Below are 19,402 nucleotides of genomic sequence, written 5' to 3'. Positions count from 1 at the left end.
AATGAAATTCAGTGAACTGTGGTTACGCGAGTGGGTTAACCCGGCGATCGACAGCGAAGCGCTTTCCGATCAGATCACCATGGCGGGCCTCGAAGTGGACGGCGTTGAGCCGGTTGCCGGCAGCTTCAACGGCGTCGTTGTTGGTGAAGTCGTGGAGTGCGGTCAGCACCCGAACGCCGACAAACTGCGCGTCACTAAAGTCAACGTCGGCGGCGAACGCCTGCTGGACATCGTCTGCGGCGCGCCAAACTGCCGTCAGGGGCTGAAAGTCGCCGTGGCGACCATCGGCGCCGTGCTGCCGGGCGATTTTAAAATCAAGGCTGCGAAGCTGCGCGGCGAACCGTCAGAAGGGATGCTGTGCTCCTTCTCCGAGCTGGGCATTTCCGACGATCATAGCGGAATTATCGAGCTGCCGGCGGATGCGCCGATCGGTACCGATATTCGCGAATACCTTAAGCTAGACGATAACACCATCGAGATCAGCGTCACCCCGAACCGCGCCGACTGCCTGGGCATCATCGGCGTCGCGCGCGACGTGGCCGTGCTGAACAAGGCGCCGCTGAACGCGCCGGAAATCACCCCGGTTGCCGCCACCATTGACGATGTGCTGCCGATTCAGGTTGACGCCCCGCAGGCGTGCCCGCGCTATCTGGGCCGCGTGGTGAAAGGCATCAACGTCAAAGCGCCGACGCCGCTGTGGATGAAAGAGAAACTGCGCCGCTGCGGGAGCCGCTCCATCGACGCGGTGGTTGACGTAACCAACTATGTGCTGCTTGAGCTTGGCCAGCCGATGCACGCCTTTGACCGCGACCGTATCGAAGGCGGGATCGTGGTGCGCATGGCGAAAGAGGGCGAAACCCTGGTCCTGCTTGATGGCTCCGAAGCGAAGCTCGACAGCGATACCCTGGTCATTGCTGACCACAACAAAGCGCTGGCAATGGGCGGGATCTTCGGCGGGGAGCACTCCGGCGTTAACGACGAAACCCAGAACGTGCTGCTGGAGTGTGCCTTCTTCAGCCCGCTGTCTATCACCGGCCGCGCGCGCCGTCACGGCCTGCACACCGATGCCTCTCATCGCTATGAGCGCGGCGTCGATCCGGCCCTGCAGTATAAAGCGCTGGAGCGCGCCACGCGTCTGCTGATCGACCTCTGCGGCGGCGAAGCCGGCCCGGTGATCGACGTGACCAACGAAGAGACTCTGCCAAAACGCGCCACCATCACTCTGCGTCGTAGCAAACTGGATCGCCTGATTGGCCACCATATCGACGACGCGCAGGTTACCGATATTCTGCAGCGCCTCGGCTGCGAAGTGACGGTGGGCGAAGGCGAATGGCAGGCGGTGGCCCCGAGCTGGCGTTTCGACATGGAGATCGAAGAGGATCTGGTCGAGGAAGTGGCTCGCGTTTATGGCTACAACAACATTCCTGATGAGCCGGTGCAGGCGGGTCTGATCATGGGTACCCACCGTGAAGCCGACCTGTCGCTGAAGCGGGTGAAAACGCTGCTGAATGACAAAGGCTATCAGGAAGTGATCACCTACAGCTTCGTCGACCCGAAAGTCCAGCAGCTGATCCACGCCGGTGAAGAGGCGCTGATCCTGCCAAGCCCGATCTCCAGCGAAATGTCGGCGATGCGCCTGTCGCTGTGGACTGGCCTGCTGGGGACCGTGGTCTACAACCAGAACCGTCAGCAGAGCCGGGTACGCATCTTTGAGAGTGGTCTGCGCTTTGTGCCGGACACCAACGCGCCGCTGGGCATTCGTCAGGATGTGATGCTGGCCGGGGCCATCTGCGGCAACCGCTACGAAGAGCACTGGACACTGGCGAAAGAGACGGTCGATTTCTATGATCTGAAAGGCGATCTGGAAGCCGTTCTGGATTTAACCGGAAAATTAGCGGATATCGAATTCCGTGCTGAAGCGACCACCGCGCTGCATCCGGGGCAGTCCGCAGCGATTTATCTTAAAGGTGAACGCATTGGTTTCATTGGGGTTGTTCATCCTGAGCTGGAACGTAAACTGGATCTGAACGGTCGCACTCTGGTGTTTGAACTGGAGTGGAACAAGCTCGCAGACCGCGTGGTGCCTCAGGCGCGCGATATTTCCCGCTTCCCGGCGAACCGTCGCGACATCGCGGTGCTGGTCGCGGAAAACGTGGCTGCCGCCGATGTTTTAGCCGAATGTAAGAAAGTTGGCGTAAATCAGGTAGTTGGCGTAAACTTATTTGACGTGTACCGTGGTAAAGGTGTGGCGGAAGGGTATAAGAGCCTTGCGATTAGCCTGATCCTGCAGGATACCAGCCGTACACTCGAAGAAGAGGAGATTGCCGCTACCGTTGCCAGATGTGTAGAGGCATTAAAAGAGCGATTCCAGGCATCATTGAGGGATTGAACCTATGGCGCTTACAAAAGCTGAAATGTCAGAATATCTGTTTGATAAGCTTGGGCTTAGCAAGCGGGATGCCAAAGAACTGGTCGAGTTGTTTTTCGAAGAGATCCGTCGTGCTCTGGAAAACGGAGAACAGGTCAAACTCTCCGGGTTCGGCAACTTCGATTTGCGGGATAAAAACCAACGCCCGGGACGTAACCCGAAGACGGGGGAGGATATTCCCATTACAGCCCGGCGCGTGGTGACCTTCAGACCCGGTCAGAAGCTGAAAAGCCGTGTCGAAAACGCGTCGCCTAAAGACAAATAATCTGAACTAATTAAAAAGGCCGCATCGCGGCCTTTTTCTTTTCTGTCGAAACTTACGCTTTAACGGCAGTGAGCATGATCTCCACCAGGATTTCTGGTCGCGCCATCTCCGCCTGCACGGCCGCTCGCGCCGGGCTATGGCCGTCCGGCATCCACTCCACCCACGCCTCATTGAACGCAGCAAAGTCACGTTCGATATTTTTCAGCCAGATCTGCGCGGAGAGAATGTGCCGCTTATCGCTCCCGGACTCCGCCAGCAGGGCGTCGATCTTCTCCAGCACTTCGCGGGTCTGCAAGGTGATCTCCTCCTCGTTGCTTTTCGGCGTCTGTCCGGAGAGGAACAGCAGATTGCCATACTCAACGCTGGCGGAAAGACGAGGTTGTGGATGATTGCGAATAATTGTCATGCGGTTTGTTTCCATGTGAGACCTTCTAAAGAAATGTCTGGCATCTGATTGTCGATTAACGCGCCCAGCACCACCGCGCTGCCGGCGGCGAGGGTAAAGCCGAGGCTTCCCTGGCCGAGGTTCATCCACAGGTTGGGGTAGCCGGCGCGTCCCAGCAGCGGTGGGCCGGCTGGCGTTGAGGGGCGCATGCCGGTCCAGGCTTCGGCCTTGTCCAACCCCTCGAGTTCGGGAAAGCTGCGGGCGACGATGCTCTTCAGCGCCTGAATGCGGCTTTCGCGCAGTTCGTCGCCGTCGTAGCCGATGTCCACCATCGCTGCGATGCGCAACTGCTGGCCAAGGCGGGCATAGACAATTTTGTGCCCATAGTCGGTAACGCTGATGTCCGGCGCAATGCCCGTCTGTTGGGGATAGGGAAGGGTCAGGCTGTACCCCTTCAGGGCGCAGAGCGGCACGCGAACGCCCAGATGTCCCAGCAGCGGGCCGCTGCCGTTTCCGGCGGCGACGACATACTCATCGCCGGTGATGCTCCCGCGGCTGGTCTCCAGGGCGCTGACGCGTCCGCCGCGCTTAGTGAGCCGCAGCACCTCACAGTGGGTCAGCAGGCTGAAGCGGCTGCTGGCGGTGAGCTTGTCGAGCAGCGCAAGGCAAAACTGATGGCAATCCGCCGTTTCATCCCCCGGCGAATAAATGCCGCCCTGTAGCGAAGGGCTGATATGTTTTAGCGCCGGCTCCAGCCGCAGGCAGGCTTCAGCATTCAGCACCTGCTGATATTGAGGATCTATCCCTCTTGCCGCTTTAGTAAAATCGTATTCCCGGCGATGGATAATTAATTTTCCGCTGCGTCGCCAGTGAAAATCGGCAAGCCTATCCTCTTCCCGCCACGACTGCATAACCTGCCGGCTGAGCAGCGACAGACGCAATATATGGTCGCCGTTTATTTTATTGGTCTGGCTATTACAGGCGCGCAGGAACTGCAGCAGCCAGCGCCACTGCTGAAAAGAGATATTGAGACGCATATTGAGCGGCGAATCGGCTTTACCCATCCATTTCATCCCCTGCAGGGGAACGCCGCTGTCGGCAAGAGGAGCGACGTAGCGGTAACTTAATTGTCCACCGTTGGCAAAACTGGTGGCGCTGGCCGGTTCGCCATTGCGCTCCAGTAATTGCACCTGATGGCCGCGCTTAATCAGTTCCCAGGCCGTGGCCAGACCGACCACGCCGCCGCCGATAATGACAATGCGTTTGTTCATAACCCGATATATCCACCGCTGATCAATTTATCGGGTTATGTCAAAGCATTTACCCCAGCGGCGCAATTGACTTTTTATGGTCAGGGTATAACCGCAGGTTAATCTCCTTGAGCTGCTGGCGCAGGCGCTGGCAGAGAAAATCGACGAACTTTTGCGCCATCGGGCTCAGGGAAACGTCGGCCCGCCGTAACAGGCAGAGGTTAATTGCGATCGGCGGCGTGATGGGATGGATCATCTCGGGAGAAAGGTTGTGCTGGGCGGAAAAGATATCGGTAATGCTGCAGCCCATGCCGCGCTTCACGAACTCGGTGGCCATATAGTAGGTCTGGACGTTTAGCCGGGTAGTGGAAAAGTCGCGACGGGTGGCGATGGCGGCGGAGAGCGAATGCGGCCCCGGCGAGATCCATCGCTGCTGGTCGATCTCGCTGATGTCCACCGCACCCTGACGATAATGACGGTCGATATACACCAGCGGCACTTCGGCAATCAGGGTGGTAAGGATCTCTCCCTGCTGCACCGGCTGAAGCGTCAGCGCTAAATCTATCTCGCGTAAATCCAGTTTTCTAACCAGCGTCTCGGTGTGTTCTGTGGTGAGCGTCATTACCAGATTGCTGTTTTGTTGATAAAAATCGGTCACCAGCTCCGGTACCAGGCTTAACCCCAGGCTTGGCAGGCAGCCTAAGGTGATTTTGGCACGCGGATCGCGGGCCAGGTTATCGGCCAGCAGGCGCAGGTTATCGAGGTCCTGATAAATAGTCTGCGCTTTTTCGAAAAGTGTGATCGCCTCGCTGGTCGGCAGCAGCTTGCCGCGCACCCGCTGAAAGAGGGTAAAGCCCAGCTTCAGCTCGGCGCTTTTTAACGCTTTGCTGGCCGCTGGCTGGGAGATATTGAGCGATTCCGCTGCCCGCGACAGAGAGCCTCAGGTCATGACGGCATAGAAGATTTCCAGATGACGCAGTTTCATGAACAGTTAACTCAGGGTTATAGCCTACCGATAAAAAGTCATTTTCTACTAACACTAAGTTAACATAAATTTAATCACCAATCAGCGCGTTGGTTACATATTGTGCTGCTGGCCCCGCCTGATGGCGGAATAAAACGCTCTCAGAATCGTTTCCTTTGTACCCCACCAGACCCTCAGGCCGCGGCCAATAATGAAAAAGAGGGAGGATATTTTCTGAGCAGGCCCCAATACACCACCTGACCTTTACGGTCGGATTGATTGGCATTAAGGAGTGTTATGAGTGACTCAACGCTCGCAGGCAATACGCCTGTCAGACGAAATATCACGCGAAAAAACGTTATTACCGGTCTGTTATTGCTGCTGTTCGTGTTGATTGCGCTGTGGTGCCACGGTCGACCGGGCAGCGAGCTTGGCCTGCTGGGATTTACGCCGCTGGTGGCGTTAGCGATATTATCGCTGATCGGCGTCGATATTGTGCTGGCGGTCATCTCCTCGATTATTATCGCCATGATCATGACCTCAACCGGTCTGCCGGAAATGGGCGTGATGCTGGCGAAATCCACCGGGTCATTTATTGCCACCGTCGGGCTTATCATTATGCTCGGCGCCGGCGTGGGGGAGGTAGCCACGCGCACCGGCGCGGCGGTTGAGCTGGTGAAATTCGTGGTCCACCGTATTGGGCTGTCGAGCCAGACGCGGGTCAAGTTCGGCATTGTGGTGTCATCGATTTTAATTTGCGGTTCGCTGGGCACCATGGCCGGTGGCAACGCGATTATTGTCGCAGTGATTATCCCCGTAGCGGCGGCGGTACGCTTAACGCCGCCGACGGTGGCTGCGCTGATGATGACCGCCGGTTCCGTTGGACTCTTTACCGGGCCCTTCACTCCCAGTACCGTGACGATCCTCAGCCTTGGCGGACTGAGCTATCCGGATTATCTGCTGTATGTCGGCCTGCCGATGAGCGCCGTCACCCTGTTAGCCGGCTGGATCATGGCGGGACGGATCCAGAAGATGACCGAAGGCAAACTGCGCTATGAAGTCGATCTCTCGGAAAAGCCGCAAGAGGAACTTAACGCCGCGCAGCAGCGCCGGCGTAAATTAAGCGCGCTGGCTTTCGCCGCGACCATCATCGTGATGGCGGTAGTTGGAGTGGTGATTAAAGCCGGCTTTAGCTTTGCAATTATCGTCATGCTGCTGGTGGCGCTGATGACCGGGCTGGTGGGCGGCCTGCGGCCGACGCAGATCCTGCAGGCGCTCTATCACGGCTGCGGTCGTCTGGTGTGGATGTTTATTCTCTACTGGCTGTACAACCCGATCCTTGAGCTGATGGATGGCCTGCACGCCTATCAAGGGCTGCTGGAGTATACCCAGCCGTTGCTGGAGGGGATCTCCCCGGCCTGGCTGTGCTTTTGCATCTTCGCGTTCAATATTATCGGCCATGTGCCTGGCGCGGCGGTGGCCCAGATGACCTTTACTCATAAAATCTTTGGCCCAATGCTGATGGCCGCCGGCGTGCCGCCGCAGGGGACCACCGCAGTGCTGCTGGCCTCGTCTCAGGTGGACTGGTTCGGGCCGTTCCCCTCATCGGACATGTTCGGCCAGATGGGGCTGGCACAGTCTACTCATCTGAAATACATGCTCTATAACGGCTGGGCAATCGTGGTGGCGAACATCATTCTCTTCGCGCTGCTGTTTCAGATCCTGGTGTAAAGCGGGATGGTCGACGCGGGGGAGCCTCCTCCGCGTCGACGTTTGGCCGTGAGGTTTTCCTTTTCTCACCGCGACAGCCACCGTAAAATCAGCCTCTTGTTCCCAGTGCGTAATGGAATCTATGCTGACTCTCGCCCATCTCCAACAGCGCCGCAGCCGGCGTTGGCTCTTTGGTTTAACGCTGTTGCTGCTGGTCACCCTGCTGATCAGTCTGTGCGCGGGGGATCAATGGATCCCGCCCGGCGAGTGGTTCAGCGCCAAGGGGCAGCTGTTTATCTGGCAGATCCGCCTGCCTCGGACCCTGGCGGTGTTGCTGGTGGGGGCGGCGCTGGCGCTCTCCGGGGCGATAATGCAGGCGCTGTTTGAAAATCCGCTGGCGGAACCGGGTCTGCTGGGCGTCTCCAACGGCGCGGGCGTCGGGCTGATTGCCGCCGTCCTGTTGGGCAAAGGCCTGTTACCAGGCTGGGCGCTTGGGCTGTGCGCGATCCTCGGCGCGCTGCTGATCACCTTTATTCTGCTGCGTTTCGCCCGCCGCCATCTTTCCACCAGCCGTCTGCTGCTGGCGGGGGTGGCGCTGGGCATCATCTGCAGCGCCCTGATGACCTGGGCGGTGTACTTCTCCACCTCTTTTGACCTGCGGCAGCTGATGTACTGGATGATGGGCGGGTTTGGCGGCGTCGACTGGCAGCAGCTGTGGCTGATGATAGCCCTCCTGCCGGTACTCTGCTGGGTCTGTCTGCAGTCACAACCCCTGAATTTACTGGCGCTGGGCGAAGTCTCCGCCCGTCAGCTCGGGTTGCCGCTGTGGCTGTGGCGCAAGCTGCTGGTGGTGGCGACCGGCTGGATGGTCGGCGTGAGCGTGGCGCTGGCGGGGGCGATTGGCTTTATCGGCCTGGTGATCCCGCACATTCTGCGGCTATGCGGCTTGAGCGATCACCGGGTGTTGCTCCCGGCCTGCATGCTGGCGGGGGCAAGCGCTTTGCTGGGGGCGGATATTATCGCCCGGCTGGCGCTTTCCGCCGCTGAGCTGCCGATTGGCGTGGTGACGGCGACGCTGGGCGCGCCGGTCTTTATCTGGTTGCTGCTGCGCTCGCGGTGACGGGGATAGCGCGACGCCGTCTGCAGGGACGGCGCCGGCTCGGGCTTACCAGCCTTTGATCGCGTCGCCTTTGTAGACTTCCTTCGCTTTTTCCGCGACTTCACTGGTCTGGAAGGCGGCTTTCAGTTCCTGAATTTTCTTGCTGTCCTTGTTATCCTCGCGGGCGACGATCGCATTCACGTAAGGGGAATCCGGTCCCTCCATGAACAGGCCGTCGCGGGCGGCCGACAGGCCAGCCTGGGCGGAGAAGTTGGTGTTAATGATTGACAGGCTGACGTTCGGGTCATCCAGAGTACGAGTCAGCTGCGGGGTATCCACCTCCACAATTTTCAGCTGTTTTGGGTTGTCGATGATATCCAGCGTGGTGGGTAAATAGCCGACGCCCGGTTTCAGCTTGAGCAGTCCCTGCGCCTGCAGCAGCAGCAGGCTGCGGCCCAGGGTGGTGGTTTCATTAGAGATGGTCACTGTCGCCCCCTCAGGGAGCTCGCTGATATTTTTGATGCGATGTGAATAGGCGGCGATAGGGAAGACAAAGGTTTTACCCACCACCGCGAATTTATAGCCGCGCTCCTTCGACTGCGCCTCAAGGTAAGGCAGGGTCTGGAAGGCGTTGGCATCCACATCTTTGTTGTTCAGCGCTTCGTTAGGCAGCACGTAATCATTGAAGGAGACCACTTCGACGTCGAGGTGATATTTATCCTTCGCTACCTGCTCCACTACTTTCCAGATGGCTTCGTCCGGCCCGGTATTGATAGCGACTTTCACTTTATTATCTTCATCCGGAGAGCAGGCGCTCAGCAGGGCGACAGAGGCGGCGATTAACGCCAGGCTAAACAACTTCTTCATCAATAAAACTCTCTTAAATTAACAAGTAACAAAACCATATTACATTCATGGAACACTGTACACGGAAATGGTTGCCTGCCCAATTGAGAGGATTTCATGTTGCCGACGGGCAGCGAAGCGCTGTTACATCATGCGACAACTCGCGGGGATTGGCAGTAGAATGGCGGGCGCTGAATCCGCTACAGTAGATAGGGATCACCTTCACCGGAAACCGGTTTATCCATTGAGGACAGGCTATGCAACATGACATTCTGAATACCGAAGTGACGACCATTGATGGCGAGAAAACCACCCTGGCATCCTTTGCCGGCAAGGTACTGCTGATCGTCAATGTGGCCTCCAAATGCGGCCTGACGCCGCAGTACGAGCAACTGGAGGACCTGCAAAAGCAGTTTGCCGGCGAGGGCTTCAGCGTCCTGGGCTTCCCCTGCAACCAGTTCCTCGGCCAGGAGCCGGGCAGTGAAGAAGAGATTAAGACCTTCTGCAGCACCACCTACGGCGTCACCTTCCCGCTGTTCAGCAAGATTGACGTCAACGGCGAACATCGCGCGCCGCTCTATCAAAAGCTGGTTGCCGCCGCGCCGAAGGCGGTGGCCCCGGAAGGCAGCGGTTTTTATGAGCGGATGGCCAGCAAGGGCCGGGCGCCGCTGTACGTGGACGACATTCTGTGGAATTTCGAAAAATTCCTCGTCGATCGCCAGGGCAACGTCATTCAGCGCTTCTCTCCGGACATGACGCCGGACGATCCGCAGCTGGTGGCGGCGATTAAAGGAGCGCTGGCGAAATAATGTCGTTTCTGATGCAGCTACAGGATGTAGAAGCGGCGGGGCGTTTGGCCCCGTTTTCTGCGGCCTTTCGCGCCGGGGAGATCGTCCACCTGGTGGGGCCTAACGGCGCAGGGAAGAGCACGCTGCTGGCCCGCATGGCGGGACTGTCCGACGGCCCCGGTACGATTCATTTTAACGGACGACGGCTTGACGAGTGGCCGGCGACGGAGCTGGCGCGCCGTCGCGGATATCTGTGTCAACACCAGACCCCGCCGTTCGCCATGCCGGTGTGGCACTACCTGGCGCTGCATATGCAGCAGCAGGGTGATAGCGCCCGTCTGAGCGATATCGCGGCCCGGCTTGGTCTGGACAATAAGCTGGGCCGTCCGGTCAATCAGCTGTCGGGCGGCGAGTGGCAGCGCGTGCGGCTGGCGGCAGTGATCCTGCAGATCGATCCCTTAAGCAATCCCATGGGTCAACTGCTGCTGCTGGATGAGCCGATGAACAGTCTGGATGTGGCCCAGCAGGCGGCGCTGGATCGGCTGTTACGCGAGCTAAGCGCGGCGGGAATTGCGGTGGTGATGAGCAGTCACGATCTCAACCACACTTTGCGCCATGCCGGACAGAGCTGGCTGCTCTGCCAGGGGGAAGCCATCGCCTGCGGGGAGACCGCCGAGGTGCTGAATGAGGAAAATTTAACCGCCGCCTATGCGATCCCGTTCCAGCGCGTGGAGGTGGCCGGTCATATTATGCTCATCGCGTCACAGTAGCACGCAGTTATCTTGTCACTATATTGATAAACAAGCTAAATTATTGCGATAAAGAGACTAGGGACAGAGGGATCATCTGAAATGCGCTTCTGGTTCATGTTGGCGGCGGCGTTAATTTTAGCCGGCTGCAGCAGCCATCGGGCACCGCCGCCGAATCCTCGGCTGGCTGACTCCATTACGGTGGTGGCGAATCTGAACGAGCAGCTGCGCAGCTGGCGCGGCGCACCGTATCGCTACGGCGGCATGACGCCGCGCGGCGTCGACTGCTCCGGCTTTGTGGTGCGCACGTTTCGCGATAAATTTGCCCTCCAGCTGCCGCGCGAAACCCGCGAGCAGGCGGAAATCGGTACCCGGATTGATAAGCGCGATCTGCTGCCTGGCGATCTGGTGTTCTTCAAAACCGGCTCAGGCGAAAGCGGCCTGCACGTCGGCATCTACGATACCGATAACCAGTTTATACATGCCTCCACCAGTCAGGGCGTCACCCGTTCCTCGCTGGATAACGTCTACTGGAACAAAAAGTTCTGGCAGGCGCGGCGTATCTGACGTCATTCAGCGGCCTGAGGGAAGCGAGCGCTTCCCTTTTTTATGCCGATAACCCTGCACTCCGCCCGTGTTAATCCGCTGTTCCAGGCACTACACTGGAGAGAGGAGGAACCATGACCCTTTCTTTTACCACCCACTGGCGGGATGAACTGCCGGACTTTTACACTTCCCTGTCACCAACGCCGCTGGATAACGCCCGACTTATCTGGCGCAACGCCCCGCTGGCGCAACAGCTGGGCGTCCCTGACGCGCTGTTTGCGCCTGAAAGCGGGGCCGGCGTCTGGGGCGGGGAAGCGCTGCTCCCGGGCATGTCCCCGCTGGCGCAGGTATACAGCGGCCATCAGTTTGGCGCCTGGGCCGGCCAGCTGGGCGACGGCCGTGGGATCCTGCTCGGCGAGCAGCAGCTGGCGGATGGCCGTCGTTACGACTGGCATCTGAAAGGCGCCGGCCTGACCCCCTATTCGCGGATGGGAGACGGCCGCGCCGTGCTGCGCTCGACGATCCGGGAAAGTCTGGCGTCAGAGGCGATGCACGCCCTGGGGATCCCGACGACGCGCGCCCTGGCGATGGTGACCAGCGATACGCCGGTCTACCGCGAGCGCGTGGAGCCTGGCGCGATGCTGATGCGCGTGGCCGAGAGCCATGTCCGCTTTGGCCATTTCGAACATTTTTACTATCGTCGCGAGCCGCAGAAGGTCCAGCAGCTGGCCGACTATGTCATTCGCCACCACTGGCCGCAACTGCAGGATGAGGCGGACAAGTACCTGTTATGGTTCCGTGACGTTGTCACGCGTACCGCGCAGACCATCGCCAGCTGGCAAACCGTGGGCTTTGCCCATGGGGTGATGAATACCGACAACATGTCGATTCTCGGTTTGACCATCGACTACGGCCCGTATGGCTTCCTTGACGATTTTCAGCCGGACTTCATCTGCAACCACTCCGACTATCAGGGGCGCTACAGTTTTGAAAACCAGCCGGCGGTGGGGCTGTGGAATCTGCAGCGTCTGGCCCAGTCGCTGTCGCCGTTTATCAGCGCCGAAGCGCTGAATGCGGCGCTGGATGAGTATCAGCACGCCTTGCTGACCGCCTATGGCCAGCGGATGCGCGACAAGCTTGGCCTGTTCAGCCAGCAGAAAGGGGATAACGACCTGCTCGACGGTCTGTTTGCCCTGATGATCCGCGAGAGAAGCGACTATACCCGAACGTTCCGCCTGCTGAGCCACAGCGAACAGCTCAGCGCCGCCTCGCCGCTGCGCGACGAGTTTATCGACCGTGCGGCTTTCGACAGCTGGTTCGCCGGATATCGCGCGCGGCTGCGTGATGAACAGGTGGGGGATGCCCAGCGCCAGCAGCGGATGCAGGGCGTCAACCCGGCGCTGGTATTACGTAACTGGCTGGCGCAGCGGGCGATCGAGCAGGCTGAGGCTGGCGATATGGGGGAGCTGGAGCGTCTGCATGCCGCGCTGGCCGATCCTTTCACCGATCGCGAGGACGACTACGTCCGCCGGCCGCCGGACTGGGGGAAACGTCTGGAAGTCAGCTGCTCGAGCTAACTCGCCTCGCCCCGCGCACCGCGGGGCGACTATTTGGTCAGGATCAACTTCCCGGCGTGGGTCTGGCGCAGCAGATAGCGCTGGCCGCCATGCTCAATGACTACCCGTCCTTCGCTGCCTAACAGAACCCGACTGCTGATCTGTCTGTCCGTCGCCACGGGATAGGGGGCATTGTCTTTTGGTTTTTCAGCTGTGGCAGTGTTATCCATACGCGTCATAGCTCTCAAAATAAAAATCAAAGCAACAATGATAATCATTATCAATAATGTTGTTTTTGACGGCAAGCGTTATTTATCGTGTTACCGAATTTGGTAGGGAATGTCAGAAGGGGTTCGCCCACCGCATGCGCGGCGGGCGGAGCGGTCACAGACGGGTGGCCGTGGCGGCCGCCAGCTCACTCAATAAACGTTCGCTGTCTTCCCAGCTCAGGCAGGGATCGGTGATCGACTGGCCCCAGGCCAGCGGCTGGCCGGGAACCACTTTCTGGGTCCCTTCCTGCAGGAAGCTCTCCGCCATAATGCCGGCGATGGCGGTAGAGCCCGCGCGAATTTGCTGACAGATATCGGCGCACACCTCCAGCTGACGGCGATGCTGCTTCTGGCAGTTGCCATGGCTGAAGTCGACCACCAGCTGCTCCGGCAGATCGAATTCCCGCAGCGCCTCGCCGGCGGCGGCGATGTCCTCGGCGTGATAGTTCGGCCGTTTGCCGCCGCGCATAATGATATGCCCGAACGGGTTGCCGCTGGTCTGGTAAATCGTCATCTGCCCCTGCTTGTCCGGGGAGAGGAACATATGGCTGGCGCGGGAGGCGCGGATGGCGTCCACGGCGATGCGCGTATTGCCGTCGGTGCCGTTTTTAAACCCGACCGGGCAGGAGAGCGCCGAAGCCATTTCACGGTGGATCTGACTTTCAGTGGTGCGCGCCCCGATGGCTCCCCAGCTGATGAGATCGGCGATAAACTGACCGGTCACCATATCGAGAAACTCGGTGGCCGTCGGCACCCCCAGCTCATTGACCTGCAGCAGCAGGCGCCGTGCCAGCTCAATCCCGTGGTTGACCCGGTAGCTGCCGTTGAGATCCGGATCGGAGATTAAGCCTTTCCAGCCCACCACAGTACGGGGTTTTTCAAAGTAGGTGCGCATCACGATCTCCAGCTGCGGCTGGTAGCGCTCGCGCATGGTCTGCAGGCGGCGGGCATACTCCATCGCCGCGTCGGTGTCGTGAATGGAGCAGGGGCCGATAATCACCAGCAGGCGGCGGTCTTCGCCGTTGAGGATTTTTTCAATTCGGCGACGGGAGGCCGAGACGTGGGCGGCCACGTCGGCCGTAACGGGATGGCGCTGGGCCAGCTCCGCGGGCGTTACCAGGCTTTCAATGCGCGCGGTACGCAATTCGTCTGTTTTATTCATTGGGGTCTCAAAAATCTGTTTCTTCGCCAGCGAAAATGCCGGGAAGTGATGCGCATCACGATAAACCAATCCCTGCTTATTGCAAGAGCAGGGCATGATCCTGTATAGGCCACGGGTGATAGCATAAACAAATTTTTAATAATGTACTAGTGTATTAGTACATCCTGCGATTCAGCCCCATGATGTCCATGATTTTTGTCGCTATTTCCTCAACGGAATAGTTGGTGCTGTTCAGGCAGGGGATTTTATTCTTGCGATACAGCGCCTCCACTTCGGTCACTTCCATCCGACACTGGCGCAGCGAGGCGTAGCGGCTGTTCTCCCGGCGCTCCTCGCGGATCGCCGCCAGACGTTCCGGATTGATGGTCAGGCCGAACATCTTATGCTGCAGGGGTTTCAGCGAGGCCGGCAGAACCAGATTGTCCATATCGTCGGCGATAAACGGATAGTTGGCGGCGCGAATGCCGTACTGCATGGCGAGGTACAGACTGGTGGGCGTCTTGCCGCAGCGCGACACGCCGAGGAGGATCACCTGCGCCTGGTCAAGGTTGCGCAGCGAGATGCCATCGTCATGGGCGAGGGTGTAATCGATGGCGGCGATACGCGCATCGTATTTGATCAGGTTCCCGGGGTTCAGGCCGTGGGTGCGGTGCGCCACCGGGGTCGGGTCGAGGTTGAGCTCCTGCTGCAGCGGGGCCACCAGCGCCTGAACGATATCCTGACAAAAGCCCTCGCTTTGCAGAATGATATCGCGGATCTCCGGAATGACGATGGAATAGAACACCAGCGGGCGGATGCCCGTTTGCTGATAAATGGCGTCGATCTGCTCTTTCACCGCCCGCGCGCGGCTGATATTTTCCACAAACGGCAGGGTCACGCTGCTGATGGCGACCGGGAATTGCGACATGACGGCATGTCCCAGCACCTCCGCCGTAATGGCGGTACCGTCAGAAATATAAAATACGTGGCGATCTACAGCACTTTCCATTTTGACCATCCGGTATAATGAGTTTAATTGCCTGAAAGCGGATATTAAATTTAAGCATATCCCTGTTTGATTTGTCTCTTGTTAAAATTGAAACACTATTTTTGTTTTTTATGAAAAGGGTGGTTCATTTTCTTTTTTTTGCCGTTATTTCCAGCGTTTCTCGTCATAATTCCTAAAAATCATCAAGTTATCTATATCAGAGGAACAGTCCGAAAAAAGAAAAAATAATTTGCTTGAACGATTCACCGTTTTTTTCAGCACCATAAATATGTCAGGATAATCTTGCAGTCGATCGTGAAATTTTTTTCACTGGTATTAAATCACAAAAGGATTGTCTCGATGTCCAACAATGGCTCGTCACCGCTGGTGCTTTGGTATAACCAACTCGGCATGAATGATGTAGACAGAGTTGGGGGCAAAAATGCCTCCCTTGGTGAAATGATTACGAATCTGTCCGGTATGGGTGTTTCCGTACCTAACGGGTTTGCCACCACCGCTGATGCTTTCAACCAGTTCCTGGACCAAAGCGGTGTTAACCAGCGCATCTATGCGCTGCTGGATGAAACCGACATTGACGACGTTTCCGCATTAGCGAAAGCGGGCGCGCAGATCCGACAGTGGATCATCGATACCCCCTTCCAGAGCGAACTGGAAAACGCGATTCGCGATGCTTATGACCTGCTGTCCGCCGATGACGCCGAGGCCTCATTCGCCGTGCGCTCTTCCGCCACCGCGGAAGATATGCCGGACGCCTCCTTCGCCGGGCAGCAAGAGACATTCCTCAACGTGCAGGGCTTTGACGCCGTGCTCGTTGCCGTGAAGCACGTATTTGCTTCACTGTTTAACGATCGCGCGATCTCCTATCGCGTGCATCAGGGTTACGATCATCGCGGCGTGGCGCTCTCCGCCGGGGTGCAGAGGATGGTCCGCTCCGATCTGGCCTCCTCCGGCGTCATGTTCTCCATCGATACCGAATCCGGCTTTGACCAGGTGGTGTTTATCACCTCGGCGTGGGGTCTGGGCGAGATGGTGGTGCAGGGCGCGGTGAACCCGGACGAATTCTACGTCCACAAACCGACGCTGGCCGCTGGCCGCCCGGCGATCGTGCGCCGCACCATGGGCTCGAAAAAGATCCGCATGGTTTACGCGCCGACCCAGGAGCACGGCAAGCAGGTGCGTATCGAAGATGTGCCGCAGGCGCAGCGCGATATCTTCTCGTTAACCAACGAGGAGGTGCAGGAGCTGGCGAAGCAGGCGGTGCAGATCGAGAAGCACTACGGCCGTCCGATGGATATCGAGTGGGCGAAAGATGGCCACACCGGTAAGCTGTTTATCGTCCAGGCGCGTCCGGAAACCGTGCGTTCCCGCGGCCAGGTGATGGAGCGTTATACCCTCCACGCTCAGGGGCAGATCATCGCCGAAGGGCGCGCCATCGGCCATCGCATTGGCGCCGGTCCGGTGAAGGTGATCCACGATATCAGCGAGATGAACCGCATTGAGCCGGGCGACGTGCTGGTTACCGATATGACCGACCCGGACTGGGAACCGATCATGAAGAAAGCCTCGGCGATCGTCACCAACCGCGGCGGCCGTACCTGCCACGCGGCTATCATCGCCCGTGAGCTGGGTATTCCGGCGGTGGTCGGCTGCGGCGATGCCACCGATCGCATTCAGGAAAACCAGAACGTGACCGTCTCCTGCGCCGAAGGCGATACCGGCTATGTCTACGCCGAGCTGCTCGACTTCAGCGTCAAGAGCTCCAGCGTCGGCGACATGCCGGATCTGCCGCTGAAGGTGATGATGAACGTTGGCAACCCGGATCGCGCCTTCGACTTCGCCTGCCTGCCGAACGAAGGCGTGGGTCTGGCGCGGCTGGAGTTTATCATCAACCGCATGATTGGCGTGCACCCGCGCGCGCTGCTGGAGTTTGACGACCAGGAGCCGGGTCTGCAGAACGAAATCCGCGAGCTGATGAAAGGCTACGATTCGCCGAGAGAGTTCTACGTTGGCCGCCTGACCGAAGGGATCGCCACCCTCGGTGCCGCTTTCTATCCGAAACGGGTGATCGTGCGTCTGTCGGACTTCAAGTCGAACGAATACGCCAACCTGGTAGGCGGCGAGCGCTATGAGCCGGAAGAAGAGAACCCGATGCTCGGCTTCCGCGGTGCCGGACGCTACGTTTCCGAAAGCTTCCGCGACTGCTTCGCGCTGGAATGTGAAGCCATGAAGCGCGTGCGTAACGACATGGGGCTGACCAACGTTGAAGTGATGGTGCCGTTCGTCCGTACCGTTGCCCAGGCGAAAGCGGTGGTCGAAGAGCTGGAGCGTCAGGGGCTGAAGCGCGGCGAGAACGGGCTGAAGATCATCATGATGTGCGAGATCCCGTCGAACGCATTGCTGGCGGAGCAGTTCCTCGAATACTTCGACGGCTTCTCCATCGGTTCGAACGACATGACCCAGCTGGCGCTCGGTCTGGACCGCGACTCCGGCGTGGTCTCTGAGCTGTTTGATGAACGCAACGACGCGGTGAAAGCCCTGCTGTCGATGGCGATCCGCGCCGCGAAGCAGCAGGGTAAATACGTCGGCATCTGCGGCCAGGGGCCGTCTGACCATGAAGATTTTGCCGCCTGGCTGATGGAGGAGGGGATCGATAGCCTGTCCCTCAACCCGGACACCGTGGTGCAAACCTGGTTAGGTCTGGCGGAACTGAATAAATAAGTTCGCCCTGACAACACCGATCCCCGGCAGCGATGCCGGGGATTTTTTTTGCCTGTGTCAGAGCGCCAGGTGTCGTGAGCGCAGGACAAAAAAAAGCCCATCGTGGGAGATGGGCAAAGACTACACACAGCAATTCGTTGTTTCACTCAGGGGATTTCCATGCTTATAAATCAAGGTGTTGATTTATAACCGTGAGCTAATAGTAGGCAGCGGGGCCTTTGCCGTCGATCAGATTCCTCTCAATAGTTAAATTGTTGTGAAGGTCCGGGAGGTGAAACGCGGGTGAGGGGCCTACAAGTCTGGCGTTGAGCCGGCGATCAATAAATTTTGCTTAACAATTGTGCTGGCGGGGAAACAGGCGGGTCTCCCCGCCTGACAATGCATTACTTGCGCCCGGCCTCCAGCTCGCTGAGCTCTTCGAGCACGACGTCGGGGTCTTTCGGCGGCGGCGGCACTTCGTGCACCCAGGCGTCATACAGGCGCCAGGAGACGGCCAGCAGCACCGGACCGATAAACAGACCGATCATGCCGAAGGCGATCAGGCCGCCAATGACGCCGGTAAGAATGAGGATCATCGGCAGGTCGGCGCCCATGCGGATAAGCACCGGGCGGATAACGTTGTCCATGGTGCCGACCACGCAGCTCCACACCAGCAGCACGGTGCCCCAGGTGGTGTCCCCGCTCCAGTAAAGCCAGATAATCGACGGCACCAGAACCAGCAAAGGCCCGAGCTGGACCAGACAGGTAAAGATCATCACCACGGTCAGCAGAGCGGCGTAGGGCACGCCGGAGATGGCAAGGCCGATACCGCCCAGCACCGCCTGGGTGAGGGCTGTCACCACCACGCCCAGCGCCACGGCGCGCACGGCCTGGCCGGCCAGCAGCACGGCGGCGTCACCGCGTTTAGCCGCCAGGCGCGTGGCGAAATAGCGGAAACCGTAGGCCACCTGCTCACCGCGCCAGTAGAGCAACGCGCTGAACAGCAGCATCAAACCGCAGTAGACCAGAAGCTTGCCGATGTGCGCCGCCTGACCGACAAACCAGCTGGTAGTGGTGCCAATATAGGGGCGAACCTTGGCCATAATCGCCGAGCCGCCCATATCCAGCAGGCCATGCCAGGCGGAGTAGAGCTTATCGCCCACCAGCGGCACGCTGTTGAGCCAGGTGAAATCCGGCAGCGTCACATTTCCGCTGCTGATGAGTTTGATCAGCGGAACGCTGTTATCCACCAGGCTGTTGACCAGCAGAGCGATAGGAATAACGAATAGCAAAAACAGCAGCAGGGTCATCGCCAGCACCGCCAGCATCCGTTTGCCGAACAGCACACGCTGCAGACGCAGCAGCACCGGCCAGGTGGCGATCACCACGGTGCCGGCCCAGGCGAAGGACAGAATAAACGGCTGCACAACCCACAGGCAGGATATGATAATCAGGGCCAGGAACAGCACCGACAGCAGTATTTGCGGTATGTCCCGAGGCTGATGGGGGTTAATCATAGATAAATTTTACCTTTCCAGTCGCGCCAAAAAGCTGGCGCCGCGTAAATCCATGTACTGATAATAATATCAATAATTTTGCCGGGCTGATTTTGCACAGAAAACACGTGGGCGCATATGAAAAAAATGTGATAAAAAGTTGAATGCGCTACGCAAACGTTTAGTTAGCACCAACACAATATT

General features: G+C 58.6%; 18 protein-coding genes and 1 other RNA gene. 9 read left to right on the top strand and 10 right to left on the bottom strand.

Going from position 1 to position 19,402, the window contains the following annotated elements; all coding sequences use genetic code 11:
• The first annotated feature begins 1 nt into the window (after window position 1).
• On the top strand, window positions 2-2,389 hold the full coding sequence (gene pheT / locus ACQUTI_RS03870) for a phenylalanine--tRNA ligase subunit beta (RefSeq protein ID WP_122542823.1): 2,388 nt from the start codon (window positions 2-4) through the stop codon (window positions 2,387-2,389).
• 4 nt (window positions 2,390-2,393) lie between these two features.
• Window positions 2,394-2,693, top strand: a complete 300-nt coding sequence (ihfA, locus tag ACQUTI_RS03865) for an integration host factor subunit alpha (RefSeq protein WP_002909098.1) — start codon at window positions 2,394-2,396, stop codon at window positions 2,691-2,693.
• Window positions 2,694-2,745: 52 nt separating this feature from the next.
• Here the strand turns inward: ihfA and ACQUTI_RS03860 are convergent, their stop codons facing one another.
• From ACQUTI_RS03860 to ACQUTI_RS03850, 3 genes are read right to left on the bottom strand one after another with little or no spacing between them, the layout of a single operon-like run.
• Window positions 2,746-3,099, bottom strand: coding sequence for a RidA family protein (locus ACQUTI_RS03860; protein ID WP_004203134.1), 354 nt, complete (start codon window positions 3,097-3,099; stop codon window positions 2,746-2,748).
• Window positions 3,096-4,361 carry a D-amino acid dehydrogenase gene (locus ACQUTI_RS03855; RefSeq protein WP_323073592.1) on the bottom strand — a complete coding sequence of 422 codons (1,266 nt, stop codon included), beginning with the start codon at window positions 4,359-4,361 and terminating at the stop codon, window positions 3,096-3,098. Before ACQUTI_RS03855 ends, ACQUTI_RS03860 begins: the two co-directional genes overlap by 4 nt.
• Before the next feature lie 37 nt (window positions 4,362-4,398).
• Window positions 4,399-5,262 carry a LysR family transcriptional regulator gene (locus ACQUTI_RS03850; protein ID WP_428923233.1) on the bottom strand — a complete coding sequence of 288 codons (864 nt, stop codon included), beginning with the start codon at window positions 5,260-5,262 and terminating at the stop codon, window positions 4,399-4,401.
• A 327-nt stretch (window positions 5,263-5,589) separates the two neighbouring features.
• Between ACQUTI_RS03850 and ACQUTI_RS03845 the strand changes: the two genes are divergently transcribed.
• Together ACQUTI_RS03845 and btuC are read left to right on the top strand one after the other, a co-directional pair.
• On the top strand, window positions 5,590-7,023 hold the full coding sequence (locus ACQUTI_RS03845; RefSeq protein ID WP_428923209.1) for a gluconate:proton symporter: 1,434 nt from the start codon (window positions 5,590-5,592) through the stop codon (window positions 7,021-7,023).
• Between the two features lie 121 nt (window positions 7,024-7,144).
• A complete protein-coding gene (gene btuC, locus ACQUTI_RS03840) occupies window positions 7,145-8,122 on the top strand; it encodes a vitamin B12 ABC transporter permease BtuC (protein ID WP_004203127.1) in 978 nt (325 codons plus the stop codon).
• A 45-nt stretch (window positions 8,123-8,167) separates the two neighbouring features.
• On the opposite strand, the gene ACQUTI_RS03835 is transcribed toward btuC, so the two are convergent.
• On the bottom strand, window positions 8,168-8,968 hold the full coding sequence (locus ACQUTI_RS03835; protein ID WP_004203125.1) for a MetQ/NlpA family ABC transporter substrate-binding protein: 801 nt from the start codon (window positions 8,966-8,968) through the stop codon (window positions 8,168-8,170).
• 236 nt (window positions 8,969-9,204) lie between these two features.
• Between ACQUTI_RS03835 and ACQUTI_RS03830 the strand changes: the two genes are divergently transcribed.
• From ACQUTI_RS03830 to selO, 4 genes are all read left to right on the top strand, one after another.
• Window positions 9,205-9,756 carry a glutathione peroxidase gene (locus ACQUTI_RS03830; protein ID WP_004203124.1) on the top strand — a complete coding sequence of 184 codons (552 nt, stop codon included), beginning with the start codon at window positions 9,205-9,207 and terminating at the stop codon, window positions 9,754-9,756.
• Window positions 9,756-10,505 carry a vitamin B12 ABC transporter ATP-binding protein BtuD gene (gene btuD / locus ACQUTI_RS03825; protein ID WP_043519798.1) on the top strand — a complete coding sequence of 250 codons (750 nt, stop codon included), beginning with the start codon at window positions 9,756-9,758 and terminating at the stop codon, window positions 10,503-10,505. Before ACQUTI_RS03830 ends, btuD begins: the two co-directional genes overlap by 1 nt.
• 81 nt (window positions 10,506-10,586) lie before the next feature.
• Window positions 10,587-11,051 (top strand): NlpC/P60 family protein, encoded by a 465-nt coding sequence (locus ACQUTI_RS03820; RefSeq protein ID WP_002909082.1) that lies wholly within the window; start codon window positions 10,587-10,589, stop codon window positions 11,049-11,051.
• A 113-nt stretch (window positions 11,052-11,164) separates the two neighbouring features.
• On the top strand, window positions 11,165-12,607 hold the full coding sequence (gene selO, locus ACQUTI_RS03815) for a protein adenylyltransferase SelO (RefSeq protein ID WP_135698759.1): 1,443 nt from the start codon (window positions 11,165-11,167) through the stop codon (window positions 12,605-12,607).
• A gap of 29 nt (window positions 12,608-12,636) precedes the next feature.
• Here the strand turns inward: selO and hemP are convergent, their stop codons facing one another.
• The 4 genes from hemP to ACQUTI_RS03795 form a co-directional block, all read right to left on the bottom strand.
• Window positions 12,637-12,816 carry a hemin uptake protein HemP gene (gene hemP / locus ACQUTI_RS03810; RefSeq protein ID WP_023290103.1) on the bottom strand — a complete coding sequence of 60 codons (180 nt, stop codon included), beginning with the start codon at window positions 12,814-12,816 and terminating at the stop codon, window positions 12,637-12,639.
• A 154-nt stretch (window positions 12,817-12,970) separates the two neighbouring features.
• Window positions 12,971-14,017 carry a 3-deoxy-7-phosphoheptulonate synthase AroH gene (aroH, locus tag ACQUTI_RS03805; RefSeq protein ID WP_004203118.1) on the bottom strand — a complete coding sequence of 349 codons (1,047 nt, stop codon included), beginning with the start codon at window positions 14,015-14,017 and terminating at the stop codon, window positions 12,971-12,973.
• A gap of 154 nt (window positions 14,018-14,171) precedes the next feature.
• Window positions 14,172-15,005 (bottom strand): posphoenolpyruvate synthetase regulatory kinase/phosphorylase PpsR, encoded by an 834-nt coding sequence (ppsR, locus tag ACQUTI_RS03800; RefSeq protein WP_002909061.1) that lies wholly within the window; start codon window positions 15,003-15,005, stop codon window positions 14,172-14,174.
• Between the two features lie 144 nt (window positions 15,006-15,149).
• Window positions 15,150-15,269, bottom strand: a complete 120-nt coding sequence (locus ACQUTI_RS03795; protein ID WP_004203117.1) for a hypothetical protein — start codon at window positions 15,267-15,269, stop codon at window positions 15,150-15,152.
• A gap of 75 nt (window positions 15,270-15,344) precedes the next feature.
• Here ACQUTI_RS03795 and ppsA point away from each other — a divergent pair, with 75 nt between their 5' ends.
• Window positions 15,345-17,723, top strand: a complete 2,379-nt coding sequence (gene ppsA / locus ACQUTI_RS03790; RefSeq protein WP_004203115.1) for a phosphoenolpyruvate synthase — start codon at window positions 15,345-15,347, stop codon at window positions 17,721-17,723.
• A gap of 85 nt (window positions 17,724-17,808) precedes the next feature.
• On the opposite strand, the gene rprA is transcribed toward ppsA, so the two are convergent.
• Together rprA and ydiK are read right to left on the bottom strand one after the other, a co-directional pair.
• Window positions 17,809-17,916, bottom strand: an RNA gene (gene rprA, locus ACQUTI_RS03785) — antisense sRNA RprA.
• Window positions 17,917-18,106: 190 nt separating this feature from the next.
• Window positions 18,107-19,219 (bottom strand): AI-2E family transporter YdiK, encoded by a 1,113-nt coding sequence (gene ydiK / locus ACQUTI_RS03780; protein WP_049092301.1) that lies wholly within the window; start codon window positions 19,217-19,219, stop codon window positions 18,107-18,109.
• Window positions 19,220-19,402: the final 183 nt, after the last annotated feature.

It is taken from the genome of Klebsiella sp. 7-CIP_Kleb. (genome assembly GCF_050378655.1).
Taxonomy (GTDB): domain Bacteria; phylum Pseudomonadota; class Gammaproteobacteria; order Enterobacterales; family Enterobacteriaceae; genus Klebsiella; species Klebsiella quasipneumoniae.
The sequence above is the reverse complement of the archived record's forward strand: the minus strand, read 5'-3'. Positions and strand labels throughout refer to the sequence as shown.

Excerpts from the sequence above, each read along its gene's own strand:
- btuC (WP_004203127.1), top strand. The coding sequence starts at position 7,145 with ATGCTGACTCTCGCCCATCTCCAACAGCGCCGCAGCCGGCGTTGGCTC.
- selO (WP_135698759.1), top strand. The coding sequence starts at position 11,165 with ATGACCCTTTCTTTTACCACCCACTGGCGGGATGAACTGCCGGACTTT.
- ACQUTI_RS03845 (WP_428923209.1), top strand. The coding sequence starts at position 5,590 with ATGAGTGACTCAACGCTCGCAGGCAATACGCCTGTCAGACGAAATATC.
- ACQUTI_RS03820 (WP_002909082.1), top strand. The coding sequence starts at position 10,587 with ATGCGCTTCTGGTTCATGTTGGCGGCGGCGTTAATTTTAGCCGGCTGC.
- ACQUTI_RS03795 (WP_004203117.1), bottom strand. The coding sequence starts at position 15,269 with ATGGTGCTGAAAAAAACGGTGAATCGTTCAAGCAAATTATTTTTTCTT.
- ACQUTI_RS03830 (WP_004203124.1), top strand. The coding sequence starts at position 9,205 with ATGCAACATGACATTCTGAATACCGAAGTGACGACCATTGATGGCGAG.
- btuD (WP_043519798.1), top strand. The coding sequence starts at position 9,756 with ATGTCGTTTCTGATGCAGCTACAGGATGTAGAAGCGGCGGGGCGTTTG.
- ACQUTI_RS03835 (WP_004203125.1), bottom strand. The coding sequence starts at position 8,968 with ATGAAGAAGTTGTTTAGCCTGGCGTTAATCGCCGCCTCTGTCGCCCTG.
- ydiK (WP_049092301.1), bottom strand. The coding sequence starts at position 19,219 with ATGATTAACCCCCATCAGCCTCGGGACATACCGCAAATACTGCTGTCG.
- pheT (WP_122542823.1), top strand. The coding sequence starts at position 2 with ATGAAATTCAGTGAACTGTGGTTACGCGAGTGGGTTAACCCGGCGATC.
- hemP (WP_023290103.1), bottom strand. The coding sequence starts at position 12,816 with ATGGATAACACTGCCACAGCTGAAAAACCAAAAGACAATGCCCCCTAT.
- ihfA (WP_002909098.1), top strand. The coding sequence starts at position 2,394 with ATGGCGCTTACAAAAGCTGAAATGTCAGAATATCTGTTTGATAAGCTT.
- aroH (WP_004203118.1), bottom strand. The coding sequence starts at position 14,017 with ATGAATAAAACAGACGAATTGCGTACCGCGCGCATTGAAAGCCTGGTA.
- ppsA (WP_004203115.1), top strand. The coding sequence starts at position 15,345 with ATGTCCAACAATGGCTCGTCACCGCTGGTGCTTTGGTATAACCAACTC.
- ACQUTI_RS03860 (WP_004203134.1), bottom strand. The coding sequence starts at position 3,099 with ATGACAATTATTCGCAATCATCCACAACCTCGTCTTTCCGCCAGCGTT.
- ppsR (WP_002909061.1), bottom strand. The coding sequence starts at position 15,005 with ATGGAAAGTGCTGTAGATCGCCACGTATTTTATATTTCTGACGGTACC.